Annotated in this window: 14 protein-coding genes; 6 read left to right on the top strand and 8 right to left on the bottom strand. The window is 64.6% G+C overall.

Features of this window, described 5'->3' with window-relative positions:
• Positions 1-5: 5 nt before the first annotated feature.
• Positions 6-983, bottom strand: coding sequence for an NADPH:quinone oxidoreductase family protein (locus tag B5D62_RS05780; protein ID WP_085932829.1), 978 nt, complete (start codon positions 981-983; stop codon positions 6-8).
• A 105-nt stretch (positions 984-1,088) separates the two neighbouring features.
• On the opposite strand from B5D62_RS05780, the gene B5D62_RS05775 reads away from it, so the two are divergent.
• From B5D62_RS05775 to blaOXA, 4 genes are read left to right on the top strand one after another with little or no spacing between them, the layout of a single operon-like run.
• The gene (locus B5D62_RS05775) at positions 1,089-1,541 is read left to right on the top strand and encodes a MaoC family dehydratase (protein WP_085932828.1); all 453 of its coding nucleotides are present in this window, start codon (positions 1,089-1,091) and stop codon (positions 1,539-1,541) included.
• Positions 1,542-1,554: 13 nt separating this feature from the next.
• Positions 1,555-2,418, top strand: coding sequence for an HpcH/HpaI aldolase/citrate lyase family protein (locus tag B5D62_RS05770; RefSeq protein ID WP_085932827.1), 864 nt, complete (start codon positions 1,555-1,557; stop codon positions 2,416-2,418).
• Positions 2,415-3,026 carry an exopolysaccharide biosynthesis protein gene (locus tag B5D62_RS05765; protein ID WP_085932826.1) on the top strand — a complete coding sequence of 204 codons (612 nt, stop codon included), beginning with the start codon at positions 2,415-2,417 and terminating at the stop codon, positions 3,024-3,026. The genes B5D62_RS05770 and B5D62_RS05765 overlap by 4 nt, the downstream gene beginning before the upstream one ends.
• Before the next feature lie 19 nt (positions 3,027-3,045).
• Positions 3,046-3,855 (top strand): class D beta-lactamase, encoded by an 810-nt coding sequence (gene blaOXA, locus B5D62_RS05760; RefSeq protein WP_085932825.1) that lies wholly within the window; start codon positions 3,046-3,048, stop codon positions 3,853-3,855.
• Between the two features lie 14 nt (positions 3,856-3,869).
• Here the strand turns inward: blaOXA and B5D62_RS05755 are convergent, their stop codons facing one another.
• The 3 genes from B5D62_RS05755 to B5D62_RS05745 are packed head-to-tail and all read right to left on the bottom strand — an operon-like array spanning position 3,870 to position 8,213.
• Positions 3,870-5,036 (bottom strand): acyl-CoA dehydrogenase family protein, encoded by a 1,167-nt coding sequence (locus tag B5D62_RS05755; protein ID WP_085932824.1) that lies wholly within the window; start codon positions 5,034-5,036, stop codon positions 3,870-3,872.
• Between the two features lie 23 nt (positions 5,037-5,059).
• Entirely contained in the window at positions 5,060-5,956 is an 897-nt protein-coding gene (locus B5D62_RS05750) for a glutamate cyclase domain-containing protein (protein ID WP_170920799.1), read from the bottom strand.
• Entirely contained in the window at positions 5,937-8,213 is a 2,277-nt protein-coding gene (locus B5D62_RS05745) for a CHASE2 domain-containing protein (protein ID WP_170920798.1), read from the bottom strand. Before B5D62_RS05745 ends, B5D62_RS05750 begins: the two co-directional genes overlap by 20 nt.
• A gap of 238 nt (positions 8,214-8,451) precedes the next feature.
• Here B5D62_RS05745 and erpA point away from each other — a divergent pair, with 238 nt between their 5' ends.
• On the top strand, positions 8,452-8,787 hold the full coding sequence (gene erpA, locus B5D62_RS05740) for an iron-sulfur cluster insertion protein ErpA (RefSeq protein ID WP_085932821.1): 336 nt from the start codon (positions 8,452-8,454) through the stop codon (positions 8,785-8,787).
• Between the two features lie 10 nt (positions 8,788-8,797).
• Positions 8,798-9,580, top strand: a complete 783-nt coding sequence (xth, locus tag B5D62_RS05735; RefSeq protein ID WP_085932820.1) for an exodeoxyribonuclease III — start codon at positions 8,798-8,800, stop codon at positions 9,578-9,580.
• A 4-nt stretch (positions 9,581-9,584) separates the two neighbouring features.
• Here the strand turns inward: xth and B5D62_RS05730 are convergent, their stop codons facing one another.
• From B5D62_RS05730 to B5D62_RS05715, 4 genes are read right to left on the bottom strand one after another with little or no spacing between them, the layout of a single operon-like run.
• Positions 9,585-10,355 (bottom strand): SDR family NAD(P)-dependent oxidoreductase, encoded by a 771-nt coding sequence (locus B5D62_RS05730; RefSeq protein ID WP_085932819.1) that lies wholly within the window; start codon positions 10,353-10,355, stop codon positions 9,585-9,587.
• 43 nt (positions 10,356-10,398) lie between these two features.
• A complete protein-coding gene (locus B5D62_RS05725) occupies positions 10,399-11,655 on the bottom strand; it encodes a class I SAM-dependent RNA methyltransferase (RefSeq protein WP_085932818.1) in 1,257 nt (418 codons plus the stop codon).
• Positions 11,656-11,661: 6 nt separating this feature from the next.
• Positions 11,662-12,663, bottom strand: coding sequence for an asparaginase (locus B5D62_RS05720; protein ID WP_085932817.1), 1,002 nt, complete (start codon positions 12,661-12,663; stop codon positions 11,662-11,664).
• Positions 12,660-13,367, bottom strand: a complete 708-nt coding sequence (locus B5D62_RS05715) for a PP2C family protein-serine/threonine phosphatase (RefSeq protein ID WP_085932816.1) — start codon at positions 13,365-13,367, stop codon at positions 12,660-12,662. Before B5D62_RS05715 ends, B5D62_RS05720 begins: the two co-directional genes overlap by 4 nt.
• Positions 13,368-13,369: the final 2 nt, after the last annotated feature.

The raw sequence follows: 13,369 nt of genomic DNA, 5'->3' as shown, positions 1-13,369 counted from the left end.
CCGGCTCAGCCCATGGTCAAGACGACCTTGCCGGTCGCCTTGCGAGACAGCAGCGCATTCATCGCCTCCGCTCCCTTCTCCAGCGGGAAGCGCATGGAGATATGCGGCTTGAGCTTGCCCTGGGCGTACCAGGCCAGCAGTTCCTCGAAGTTCTTGCGTGCCTCGACGGGCTCGCGAGCGCGCCACGCACCGTAGAAGACACCGCGCACGTCGCAGCTCTTGAGCAGGGCGAGGTTGGCCGGCAAGGACGGAATCCGGCCGGCCGCGAACCCGACCACCAGGAGACGGCCATACCAGGCGATGCAGCGGATCGCCTCGTCGAACGCATCGCCGCCCACGGCGTCGTAGATGATGTCCGCACCGGCGCCGCCAGTGAGTTCCTTCACCTTGTCGCGCATCTTCTCCTTGGCGTAGTTCACGAACATGGTGGCGCCATACCGGCGGCATATCTCCATCTTCTCGTCGGACCCGACCGCGGCGATCACCTTGAGTCCCATCAATGAGCCGAGTTCCACCGCCGTCAGACCGACGCCGCCAGAAGCGCCCGTCACCAACAGGGTCTCGCCCGGCTTGTAGCTGCTGCGCTGCTTCAAGGCGTAGTACGAGGTCCCGTACGTCATCGTGAAGGCGGCGCCGTCCTCGTAGCTCATGTTCTTCGGCATCGGCAGGAGCTGGCTTTCGTCGGCCACGACCTCGGTCGCATAGCCGCCATGGCCGATCATGCCGATGACGCGGTCACCGACCTTGTAGGCGGTCACGCCCTCGCCTACTTCGGTGACATCACCGGCCACCTCGTGGCCAGGCGCAAACGGGCGGGGCGGCTTGAACTGGTACTTGTCGGCGATGATGAGCGTGTCGGGAAAATTAACGCCCGCGGCATGAACGGCGATGCGCACCTGCCCCTTCCCGACCGGGGCCGACGGGACCTCCATCAGCTTGAGACTCTCCGGCCCGCCCGGCAATTCGCTGATCATGGCCCGCATCGTTCGCTCCGCATCTCGCTGTTTCGTCTTGTGGTCGCATTGATACGATGACCGCCGGGCCAACGTCCATCCGTGCTAGAACCGCACATCTTTCGAGAGGAGAAAATGGCAGGGCTGTATTTCGAGGAGTTCGCGATCGGGCGCACGTTCGACCATCCCTGGACCCGCACCGTCACCGAGATGGACAACGTCCTGTTCAGTTCGCTGACCATGAACGTGCAGCCACTGCATCTCGACGAGGAATTCGCGTCCAAGACCGAGTTCGGCCAGCGCATCGTCAACAGCCTGTTCACGCTGGGCCTGATGATCGGCATTACCGTGAACGATACGACACTGGGGACCACTGTCGCCAACCTTGGTATGACCGACGTCCGCTTTCCCAAGCCGGTCTTCCATGGCGACACGCTGAGGGTGCAGACCAAGGTCGTATCGGTGCGGGAGAGCAAGTCACGTCCCGATGCCGGTATCGTCGAGTTCGGTCATACAGCCTTCAACCAGCGCGGCGAGATCGTCGCCCAGTGCACGCGTCAGGCGCTGATGCGCAAGCGCCCGCAATAGAGAGGTCCCGCAGATGCGTTCTTTCCTGTTCGTTCCCGCCGATTCCGAGCGCAAGCTCGCCAAAGGACCGCTCTCTGGCGCTGATGGGCTGATCCTCGATCTCGAGGATTCAGTCGCCCTGGACCGCAAAGCCACGGCGCGGGACATGGCCCTCTCGTATCTGCGTTCGGCCAACCGCACTGGTGGCCCCAAGCTCTACATCCGGGTCAATGCCCTCGACACCGGCCTGACGCTCGCCGATCTGGCCGTCGTCATGCAGGGCCGGCCCGATGGCATCGTGTTCCCGAAATGCATCGGACAGCGCGACATCGATCTGCTTGCGACCTATCTCGATGCCCTGGAAGCGCGGGAGGGCATCGCGCCCGGCACGACACGAATCCTCACCATCGCCACCGAGAGTGCCGCCGCGGTACTCGCTCTCACGGCAGCGCCAGCACGGCACGACCGCCTGATTGGTCATTCCTGGGGTGGCGAGGATCTGATGGCGGATCTCGGCGCCCTGGCCAAGGGTCCCGCGCCGGGTGTGTACGACGATACCTTCAAGCTCGCGCGCACCATCAATCTGATGGCGTCGGTGGCCGCGGGCGTCACCGCCTACGATACGGTCTATCCCGATATCAAGAATGTCGAGGGGTTGCGCGCCGAGGCCCAGGATGCGCGACGCATGGGCTATGGCGGCAAGATCGCCATTCACCCCGACCAGGTCGCCATCATCCACGAGGTCTTCACGCCGTCCGCCGGGGAAGTCGACTGGGCCAAGCGCGTCGTCGCCACCTTCGAAGGTAACCCGGGCGCCGGCGTTTTGACTCTCGATGGCAAGATGCTCGACAAGCCACATCTGGTCCTGGCCCGCCGCCTGCTGGCGCAGGCGGGATGAGCGACGGCGGTACGCTCCTGCCGGTGCTGGAACGGCTGTTCGCCGGACCGCGCGACTCCCGACTCACCCTCGAGGACTTCTTCACCGGGCTGGAGGCACGCTCCTACGCCTTCATCATCGCGGCGCTGAGCTTGCCGAATTGCGTCCCGACCGGCATCCCGCTGCTCTCGACCGTCACCGGCCTGCCGATGCTCCTGCTCGTCGCCCAGGCTGCCCTGGGACGACCAGCTCCAACCCTGCCGTCGTTTCTGGGCGCACGCGCGCTGCCGCGTGGCAGATTGCAGGATTTTCTTGCCCGCAGTCGCAGCCACATCGAGTGGCTTGAAGACATGGTCCACCCGCGCCGGAGCTGGTGGGTAACCGGCTCGCGTCGTCGCCTGCTCCAGCTCGCACTGACGATGATGATCGTCATCCTGGCGTTGCCGATTCCCCTCGACAACCTGCTGCCTGCCTGGGCGATTCTGTTCTTCTGCCTCTCCCTGATCGAAGGCGACGGCATCATGGCGATGCTGGGCTGGCTTTTCACAGTTCTCACCGCCATCTGGACCGCCTTCCTGGTGATCGTCGGCCCCTGGGTCGTTATCGGATTGCTGAAGTCCGTATTCTAGTCATTGCACAGGAGTGTTCATGTATCTGCGACATGTCGCGTTCGGACTGCTGGCCACGATTCTTGCCGTGCCGAGTGCCCAAGCACGCACGATCTGCACCGCCATCGCCGATGCCGGAACCGGCAAGATCCTCCGTCAGCAGGGCGATTGTACGCAGCGCGCCACACCGGCATCGACATTCAAGATCGCCATCAGCCTGATGGGGTACGACTCGGGCTTCCTGCAGGACGAACACACGCCCGCCTTGGCCTTTCACAAGGGCTACGCCGATTGGATTCCGGCCTGGCGGCAGACGACGGACCCGACCAGCTGGATCAGGAACTCCGTGGTGTGGTTCTCTCAACAAGTGACGCAGGCGCTGGGTGAGACGCGATTCCAGAACTATGTCTCCGCCTTCCACTATGGCAACGAGGATGTGTCCGGCGATCCCGGCAAACACAACGGGCTGACGCGATCATGGCTGAGCTCGTCCCTGAAGATATCGCCCCTGGAACAGCTGGCTTTCCTGGAGGACGTGAAGAGAGGGCAACTGCCGCTTTCCCCGCACGCCTTCGAGATGACGGACCGAATCACCAAAGTCGCCGATCTACAGGACGGGTGGGAAGTCCACGGCAAGACCGGCAGCGGTGCCCCCGTCGCCCGCGACGGCACTCGTGACGAGGCCCATTCTTATGGCTGGTTCGTCGGCTGGGCCACGAGGGGGACCCACAACATCGTATTCGCCCGCCTGATCCAGGACGAGAAGAAGGAATCCGAGTCGGGCGGTATCCGCGCGCGTGCCGCATTCATGGAGGAGCTGCCAGCCATTCTGCGCTCGCTCCCCCAATAAGGGCACCGAGCTGCCTAGTACGATCGCGGCAGGCCGAGCACGTGCTCGGAGACGAAGTTCAGGATCATGTTGGTCGAGATCGGCGCGACCATGTAGAGCCGCGTCTCGCGGAACTTACGCTCGATATCGTACTCCTCGGCGAAGCCGAAGCCGCCATGGGTCTGCACGCACATGTCGGCCGCCGCCCAAGCGGCTTCCGAGCCGAGCATCTTCGCCATGTTGGCCTCCGCGCCACAGGGAAGGCCGGCCTCGTAGAGGGTCGCCGCCTTGCGCACCATGAGGTCCGCCGCCTCGGTCTGGGCGTAGGCACGCGCGATCGGGAATTGAACGCCCTGGTTCTGGCCGATCGGCCGGCCGAACAGCTTGCGCTCCTTGGCGTAGTTCGTCGCCTTTTCGATGAACCAGCGGGCATCGCCGATGCATTCGGCTGAAATCAGGATCCGCTCCGCATTCATGCCGCTCAGGATGTAGCGGAACCCCTGCCCTTCCTCACCGATCAGGCTCTCGGCCGGGATCTCCATGTTGTCGAAGAACACCTCAGTGGTGTTGTGGTTCATCATGGTCCGGATCGGCCGGATAGTCAGGCCCTTGTCGAGCACCTTGCGCATGTCGACCAGAAACACCGACAGCCCTTCGGTGCGCTTCTGGACCTGATCGCGCGGCGTCGTGCGAGCCAGAAGCAGCATCAGGTCGGAATGTTCGGCGCGGCTGGTCCAGACTTTCTGGCCGTTCACGACGTAGGTGCTGTTGTTCTTCTTCACCGCCGTCGTCCGCAGTGCCAGCGTGTCGGTACCGCTGGTGGGTTCCGTCACACCGAAGGCCTGGAGACGCAGCTCGCCACTGGCGACGGCCGGCAGGTAGCGTTGCTTCTGCTCTGTGCTGCCATGCCGAAGCACGGTGCCCATGGTGTACATCTGGGCATGACACGCCGCTCCGTTGCAGCCCGCCCGCTGGACTTCTTCGAGCACTGCAGCGGCCGCCGAGATTCCCAACCCGGCACCCCCGTACTCCTCGGGGATGAGGGTTGCGAGCCAGCCGGCATCGGTGAGCGCCTTCACGAACTCCGTGGGATAGCCGCGGTCGCGATCGAGCTTGCGCCAGTAGGCGCCATCGAACTTGAGACATAGGGCGCGAACGGCGTCGCGGATTTCAGGATGGGTCGGCGCGTAAGGGTTTTCCATGGCGGCGCAACCTAGTCCGCCCCCTAGCGCCAGGCAATCCGCCGCAAGCCGTCGATCAGCTCGCCGTGGATTTCCGGACCAAATCCGTCGACAGTGGCCTCGTTGCGCGCCGTTACGCCATCGACGGCACCAGCCTTCGCAACAATCGCCTTCGTCACCTGAAGATCCAGTTTCGCGGTCAGAAACTTGTCGATCGTCGATGACCATTCCGGCTTCAAAAGCGCCAGTGCCGCCATCAGTCCATAGGCGCCCCAATTGGAAACGCCTGCCACCACCAGATGATCGCACGAGGTGATGCAGGCAATCCGCTCGCCATTCGGAACCGTGCTGGCGATGAGGCCGGCTGGCAGCTTGCCCATTCCAATTTCATTGCCGCCATCGCCGACAGCGATGCGCGTCCAATCCTCGGCAGTGAACAGATCGTCCAGCGGCGCGGTCCAGGGCGATACGTCGACGCCGCGCATATTGCGCGGCCGGCCATCGGTACTCAGGCCGCAACGTTCGATGGCAATCGCGTGGGTGACGCCGGCTGTCCGCCATGCGCCAATCGTGCGTTCGATACCGGGACGGTCCTCGACACCCATCTCGTCGACGACGACAGGTTCGCCGGTCTCGTGGACCGCCGCCCGCACGGCCTCGGCGCAGGGCGAATCCACGGCAATGCGGGTGGGAATACCACAGGCGGCGAGGCTGGCCGCCAACAGGGCCGTTCCCACCGGGCCGTCGGTTTCGGGTGCCGCAACATGATCGCGTGGAACGAAGAAGCCCGTGATCAGCCCGACGCTTCGCGCCGTCGCCAGCGATTGAGCGGCGGCCGCAATGCTGCCCCGGCTTGCTTCGATCAGCGCCTGCGTCTTGCGGCCGACATCCCGGCAGACCAATGACTCGATGGCCGCCAGCTCACTTTTCCTTGGCAACATACACACCATTCCAATCCGTCGGCGCGTCCTCGGCGAGCCTGTCGACCCGCTCCCGCATCATGTCGTAATAGCCCTGTTTCCAGCCCGCTGCCTCTGCCGCAGCGACGCACGCTTCGATCGCCTGTTGCGCCTCGATGAACCGGCCGGCGCGATACAGGACCAGGAACTCGGCCTGGGCGCTTGCCAGAGCCTCATAAGCCGCGGACTGTCGGACCTGGTTGTCGCCCAGCAGGACGTGGATGCGTTCCGGCTCGGTCTTGCCCTTCACCATCACGAGATCGAGCTCCAGCGAGGCGAAATCGGGCACCTGCCGGCAGGTGTTGTCGCCGATGATGATGCCGACCCCGTAAGTCTTGCATTGTCCTTCCAGCCGCGACGCAAGGTTAACCTCGTCGCCGAGACAGGAGTAGGTGAAGCGCTGGTCGGACCCGAAGTTGCCGACCGACGCGGCACCGGTATTCAGGCCGATGCCGATCGAGACGGGAATGTGAGCGCGCCCCTCCGCCTCTGCCTCGGCCTTCCACTCCATGTTGAGCTTCTGCAGCTGGGCCTGCATGCCGAGCGCCGATTCGCAGGCGCGCATTGCGTGCCCTTCGACCGGCAAGGGCGCATTCCAGAACGCCATGATGGCGTCGCCCATGTATTTGTCGATCGTTCCCCTGTGCGACAGGATCAGGTCGGTCATCGGCGTCAGGAAGCGGTTCATGAATCGCGTCAGCCCCTGTGGATCGAACTGCTCCGAGATGCGCGTGAAGCCCCGCACGTCGGTGAACATGACCGTGATCTCGCGCATCTCCCCGCCGAGCTGCAGCAGCTTCGGATTACGCGCGAGCTGCTCGACGACATCGGGAGACAGATACATGCCGAAGGCACCGCGAATTTCGCGCCGGTCGCGCTCGGCACGGGCGAAGCTCAAGGCCGAACCGCTGATATAGATCGCGGCCAGCGTGGCCGACGGATAGATCGGGTCGAACAGCAGCCGGGCCTGGGCAAAGGCGATCCAGGGCGCCACGATGCCGACACCGACGAAGCCGACCGCCACCAGGCCCATGCTCACCGCCGACAGGCGCGGCAGCAGCAGGACGAAGGCCAAGCCGATACCCGCCAGATACAGGAATTCCGCGCCGTCGGCATAGTCCGGTCGTTCGAGGAAGGTCTGGGTCAGCATCTGCTCGACCAACTGGGCATGGATCTCGACGCCGGGGACGGAATCCTGGAGCGGCGTGTTGCGCAGGTCCTTCAGGCCGACGGCCGACGTGCCGAGGAACACGATGTTCGCCTCGATCTTGTCCGGCGCCACGGTGCCGTCGATGACGTCCTTCGCCGAAACGAAGCGGGAGTCGCGATGGCCACTGTCATACAAGGTCATTCGGCCGAAGGCATCGGTATGGATATCTACCTTGCCGACACGGATCGACCCGACACCGGTCCGAGCTCCAAACGACTCGAAGCCCTGCGCTCCGGACCAGCGGACCAAATAGGTCGTGGCTTCCTGTACCGTCCGCAGCGCCTCGATCGACAATGCCGGATAGAGATCCTCGTCGCGCTGGCCGGCGAGCCGGAACAGCATCGGCACGTGGCGCACGATCGCCCCTTCGATCTGGGTCGTCACGGCGCCATTTCCCTTGGCCGCTTCCTCCAGGATCTTCAGCGTCGGCACCACGCCAGTCTGCTGCGGAATGAACTGGCGGATCAGCTGCTCGACCGACAGCGTGTCCTTCTCGCCGCTGTTGTGGGCCACGCCCCATTCGCGGCGCGGAGCCCTCCCCTTGGCATAGGGATCGAAGGCAAAGCCCGTGACGACGGTCGACCGGGCGATTGCCTCGGCGAATACCTCGTCGTTGTCGGGTAGCGCTTCCATGGTTCGGCGAAGATCGCTGTCCTGCAGCGCGTCCGGCAGGCTCTTGGCGATGACGGGCAGCGAGGACCGGTCCGGCTCGGCGAAGACGACGTCGAAGGCGATGACGGCGGCGCCGGCCCCGGTCAGCTTGTCCACCAGTTCCGCGAGCCGCGTCCGCGGCCACGGCCACTGACCGTAGGCGGCCAACGACGCCTCGTCGATGTCGACGATGCGGACCGGCATGTCGGCCGGCATCTCGCGCGGCTTCAGCCGCTGGAAGTTGTCGAAGGCGAAATCCCGCAGCCGGGCGATGCCAGGCGGATCGGCAATGCGCAGGACCAGCGCATTCAGCAATACCAGCAAGGCCACCACCACCGGCGCGCGCGGCTTGTTGCCGTCGCCAAACAGCCATCTCATGCGCATTCGTGGTCGCCCTCGCCCTCCCCCAGCCACACTGTAGGGAAGGACCTTGGCCAAGCCAAATATGCGGCACCGCCATATCGGCCCGACGGTTCCAGCAGGCTCATCCCGCCATCTGCAAAGCGCGGATTTGTGCCCATAACCTCCTTGTGGTTATTTATCCAGGGCGCCCAGGCGAATGCCAAGTGTACGGCTGGCATTGACGAAAAGCCCGCCAATCCACATCTTGTGTGACATGAGCGAAACCACCCCCTTTTCCGTCACTCCGAGCGCGGCCAAGCGCATCGCTTTCCTGGCGTCGAAGGAACCCAAGCCCGTCATGATGCGGGTAGCGGTGCTGGGCGGCGGATGCTCGGGTTTTCAGTACAATTTCTCCTTCGAAGATCAGCGCAACGACGACGACCTGGTCATCGAGCGCGACGGCGCCGCAGTGCTGGTCGACAGCACCTCCCTCGAGCTCTTGCGCGGCAGCGAACTCGATTATGTCGAGGAGATGGTCGGCTCCGCCTTCCAGGTGAAAAACCCGAACGCGACCTCCTCTTGCGGCTGCGGCAACTCCTTCAGCGTGTGACACTGCCGCGATGAAGATCGCGACCTGGAACGTCAATTCCGTCCGCAAGCGGACCGGAAACCTGCTGACTTGGCTGCAGAAGGCCAAACCGGACGTTGTCGTCCTGCAGGAAATCAAGGCCCAGGAGGCTCAGTTCCCGCGGCTGGAGGTCGAGGCCGCCGGCTACAAGGTCGAAATCGTGGGCCAGAAGGGCTTCAATGGCGTCGCCCTGCTCTCGCTCCATCCGGTCGAGATCACGGCCCGTGCCCTGCCCGACCCGGAAGACGAGCAGGCGCGCTATATCGAGGGCAAGGTACAGACGCCCCAGGGACCGGTCACGGTCGGCGGGCTTTATCTGCCCAACGGCAATCCGATCCATACCGACAAGTTCGCCTACAAGATCGCCTGGATGGATCGCCTCGCCCAGCGTGCCCGTGCGCTGCTGGCTCAGGAGGAGATGTTCGTGCTGGGCGGCGATTACAATGTCTGTCCGACCGACGTCGATGTGTTCGATCCCGTCGCCTTCGCCAACGACGCGCTGTGCCAACCCCAGTCACGGCAGGCGCTGCGGAGCCTGCTCAATCTCGGCCTGACCGACGCCATCCGCGTCTTCCATGTCGACGGGCCTCAATACACCTTCTGGGACTACCAGGCCGGCGCGTGGCAGAAAGACCATGGGCTCCGCATCGACCATCTGCTGCTCTCGCCGCAGGCGGCCGACCGCTTGACGGCGGTCGGTATCGACAAGGAAGAGCGCGGAAGACCGGAACCGTCGGACCACGTTCCGGTCTGGTGCGAACTCGACGTCGCCTGACGGCCTACTCCGCGCCGGCGCCGATCACGCCGCCATCGGCGATGATGCACTGACCGCAGACGAAAGCGCCGGCCTTCGAGGCCAGGAATACCGCAACGCCGCCAATATCGTCCGGTTGGCCGATCCGCTTCAGCGCCGCCTTGCCCTCTTGAGCGCTCCGGATCTGCGGGTTCTCCCACAACGCCCGGGCGAAATCGGTCTGGATCAATCCCGGCGCGATCGCATTGACGCGGATATTGTGCTTGCCCCACTCCATGGCCAGCGACTTCACCAGAGAGATATCGGCTGCCTTGCTCATGTTGTAGGCCGCGATATGGGCCGAACCGACGAACGCGCCGATCGAGGATACGATGATGAACGCCCCGTCCTTCCGCTCTGCCATTTCAGGGCCGACCATGTTCATCAGCCATAGGTTGGACATGACGTTGTTCTGCATGATCTTGCCGAATACCTCTTCCTTGAGGCCGGCAAGCGGGCCGAAATACGGGTTCGAGGCGGCGTTGCAGACCATGATGTCGATCTTGGCGTAGGCCTTGCGCGCAGACGCCACGAGGTTCTCGAGTTGGGCCTTGTCGGAGATGCTGGCCGCAACCGCGATCGCCTCACCGCCCTTGTCCTTGATGCCCTTCACGACCTCCTCGCAGGCCGGCAGCTTGCGGCTGGAGACGACGACCTTGGCGCCATGCGCCGCCATCTGCTCGCAGATCGAGCGGCCGATGCCGCGGCTACCCCCAGTCACCACGGCTACCTTCCCGGAAAGGTCGAACATCATCAGGTCATCTCCTTGTTATTGATTACAGCTTTGAACGTCGGCGACCTTAGCGGCGGCTGAAGAGCGCGATCAACTCCAGATGCGTCGACCAGAGGAACTGGTCGATGGGCATCAATTTCTCCAGCCGATATCCGCCATCCTGCAAGATCCTCGCATCGCGAGCGAAACTGCCGGGATCGCAGGAGGCATAAACGATGCGTGCAACGCGAGAGGACGCAAGCTCTGACGTCTGGGCAGCAGCCCCGGCGCGCGGTGGATCGAGCAGAACCGCCTCGAAGGTCTGCAGTTCCGCAACCGTCAGCGGTCGACGGAATAAATCACGACGCTCCACGTGCACGCGATTGTCGCCGATCTTCCGGGCTGTCGATTGAGCAGCCTCGACGCTGGGAACGTCGCTTTCGAACAACGATAGCCGGCCGCCTCGGCCGAGAGACAGGGCGCCAATGCCCGCGAACAGGTCCGCCAGATGAGCCGTCGGACCGGCCCAGGCCGCGACGGCAGCGCGCATGACCTGCTCGCCCCGCTTGGTCGCCTGAAGGAAGGCACCCGGCGGTGGTTGCACGGTCGCGTCGCCCAGTACCAAGAGGGGCGCGCGTCGCATGACGATCGGCTCCGCCCGCGCCCGGTCGCCCCAGCTCAGCCGTGCCAGATCCGCCTGCTCGGCCATGACCGCCAATGCCTGGCGCAGGTCGATCGAAAGATCGAGCCGCTTGTGCGGCCGGAGCAGGACATCGAGGCCGCTATCGGTCTCGTTGACCACGGCGTCGGCCGCAGCGCCGTCCGGCAAGACCTCGACCAGCGCCGCCCGCAGCGGTTCCAGAAGACTCGTGAGCGACGGCCGGGCGACCACACAGGTGCCGACATCGACGATCCGTGCACTGGCCCTCTCATGGAAGCCGGCGAGCACCCGCCGTCCCTGGCGCCGCAGGACGAAGTCGGCGCGCCGGCGTTCGCCAGGCACCCCGATCATCGGCGGCTCGAAGGCCGGTGCCTCGACACCACGCTGCTTCAGAGCCCTCTCGACCAGGCCTATCTTCCAAGCCGTGTAGACGTCGCGCCGCCAGTGCTGCAGGGCGCAGCCACCACAGACGGTGAAATGAGCGCAAGGTGGCGTCTCTCGATGACGCGATGGCGCCAGCACCTCGATCAAGCGGGTGGCGGTCCCTTCGCCGCGCGCATCGAGCGGCTCCGCTTCGACGACCTCTCCCGGCAAGGCGAACGGCACGAAATAGCGCTCGCCCTCGAGTTCCGCGATGCCATCGCCACGGGCCCCCATCTCCAGGATGTCGAGCCGGATGGTCACGTCGCGCTATCCCAGCCAGCTCTTGGCCGGTCGCATCTCGCCGACCAACAGGCCGACGACATTCTTCACCGGCGGATGCAGCAGTTCATCCTTCTGCGCGGCAGGCAGCACCCCCAGATGACCGAGCAGGGTGGCCATGGCGACTTCCGCCGCCCGCCCTGCCCCGTCCCAGATCTTCAGAGCGATGCCCAGCTCCAGGGTCGGCAGCATGCCGCAGAAGACGCCCTCTGCACCGGTCTTCACCTGGGCCACGCCGGGAAGCGCTCCATTGATCCGCGTGCAGAATCGACCGGTTCCCGCCATCATGAACGGCTCGGCACTGATCGCCGCCCGGATCCGGTTCGCCGCCTCGGCGCGCTTGGATGACAGTCGTGACGGATCGGCCATGGTGGCCATGGCGCGCGCCAGATGGCGCACGGGTGTCGCCAAGGTGGGAATGCCGCAGCCATCGATGCCATAAGGGAAAGCATTGGCGTCGGTGCCGCACAGGTCGGTCATCACCTCACGCAACCGCCGCTGCACCGGATGGTCGTATTTGATGTAGCCCTTGGTCGGCTCGCCATAGGTGACGGCGGTGGACAGGAAGCCGCTATGCTTGCCCGAGCAGTTATTGAACGCCGGCGTGGGCAGGGCGCCTTCCCGCACCAGCGCCTCGATCGTCGCCTGAAGGCGGGGCGGATGGGTGCCGCATTCGAGATCAGTCTCGCTGAGCCCGATCTTCTTCAGCCAGGCCCGCACCGTCTCGACGTGACGCGATTCGCCGTTGTGCGAAGCGCACGCCAGCGAAACGTGCTCGTTTCCAAGCCCGAACTTCTCGACGGCGCCGCTTTCGACGAAGGGCATGGCCTGAATCGGCTTGTTCGCCGAGCGAGGCAGGATCGGCGTGTCTATATCTCCCCACGACGCCACAACCGTACCGTCCGGGCGAACCACGGCGGCGATCCCTTCATGTCGGCTCTCGACCACCGGTCCGCGGGTGACTTCGATAACGACTGGCCCCTTACTCATGACTCTCGTTCCAACTTGATGACCGTCACATTGTCCTGATGAGCCACGCCCGCCGCCAGCACGGCCGCGATGAGCTCTCTTACCGGGCCGGCGGCGCTCGCTGCGATGACATCGGCTCCGATGCTCTGCACGCCGTCGCTGCAAAGAAGCAGCTGCGCTCCGCTCGCCACTCTATGGCTTCCTTGATCAATCAGCTTCAAGGGTTCGCCCATGACGGCCTCGCGCAGCGTGTGACGGCCGGGATGCGCGGCGGCCTCCTCGGCCGTGAGCATGCCACGCGCCACCAGCGCATCGATCTGCGGCGCCATGGAATGATCTGCATTGAGACGTCGCACCGAGCCGTCCGACACCAGATAGAAGGGCGAATCCCCCACGCTGATCCAGCGGACCTCGTCGTCCTTGACGAGCGCCGCAACCAGGGTCGATCCCATGCCTTCCAGTTCCGGACGTCCCCTGGAGCCTTGGCGTATCGCCTCGTTGCCCGCCGAGAGTCCATCGGCAAGAGAGCCGCCGCGCTCGACTGTGCCGACGACGGCATCGACCAGGAGCTTGGAAGCGACTGCCCCGCCTGCATGCCCGCCCATACCGTCGGCCACGACGGCCAGGACGGTGCCATCCGCTAGAGTTCGCAAAGCCCAGCTGTCTTCCTGATAAGGGCGGCCGCCGCGATCCTGGCCGCCTTCGCCTCGCCAGCGTGCAGTCATGG

The organism is Enhydrobacter aerosaccus, assembly GCF_900167455.1.
In the GTDB taxonomy this organism is placed as follows: domain Bacteria; phylum Pseudomonadota; class Alphaproteobacteria; order Reyranellales; family Reyranellaceae; genus Reyranella; species Reyranella aerosaccus.
This window is presented reverse-complemented; position numbering and strand designations above follow the sequence as displayed.

Bases quoted from the DNA above. Each gene is read 5' to 3' on its own strand.
- B5D62_RS05750 (WP_170920799.1), bottom strand. From the start codon at position 5,956: ATGTTGCCAAGGAAAAGTGAGCTGGCGGCCATCGAGTCATTGGTCTGC.
- B5D62_RS05780 (WP_085932829.1), bottom strand. From the start codon at position 983: ATGCGGGCCATGATCAGCGAATTGCCGGGCGGGCCGGAGAGTCTCAAG.
- B5D62_RS05765 (WP_085932826.1), top strand. From the start codon at position 2,415: ATGAGCGACGGCGGTACGCTCCTGCCGGTGCTGGAACGGCTGTTCGCC.
- blaOXA (WP_085932825.1), top strand. From the start codon at position 3,046: ATGTATCTGCGACATGTCGCGTTCGGACTGCTGGCCACGATTCTTGCC.
- B5D62_RS05770 (WP_085932827.1), top strand. From the start codon at position 1,555: ATGCGTTCTTTCCTGTTCGTTCCCGCCGATTCCGAGCGCAAGCTCGCC.
- B5D62_RS05715 (WP_085932816.1), bottom strand. From the start codon at position 13,367: ATGACTGCACGCTGGCGAGGCGAAGGCGGCCAGGATCGCGGCGGCCGC.
- B5D62_RS05720 (WP_085932817.1), bottom strand. From the start codon at position 12,663: ATGAGTAAGGGGCCAGTCGTTATCGAAGTCACCCGCGGACCGGTGGTC.
- xth (WP_085932820.1), top strand. From the start codon at position 8,798: ATGAAGATCGCGACCTGGAACGTCAATTCCGTCCGCAAGCGGACCGGA.
- B5D62_RS05745 (WP_170920798.1), bottom strand. From the start codon at position 8,213: ATGAGATGGCTGTTTGGCGACGGCAACAAGCCGCGCGCGCCGGTGGTG.
- B5D62_RS05755 (WP_085932824.1), bottom strand. From the start codon at position 5,036: ATGGAAAACCCTTACGCGCCGACCCATCCTGAAATCCGCGACGCCGTT.
- erpA (WP_085932821.1), top strand. From the start codon at position 8,452: ATGAGCGAAACCACCCCCTTTTCCGTCACTCCGAGCGCGGCCAAGCGC.
- B5D62_RS05775 (WP_085932828.1), top strand. From the start codon at position 1,089: ATGGCAGGGCTGTATTTCGAGGAGTTCGCGATCGGGCGCACGTTCGAC.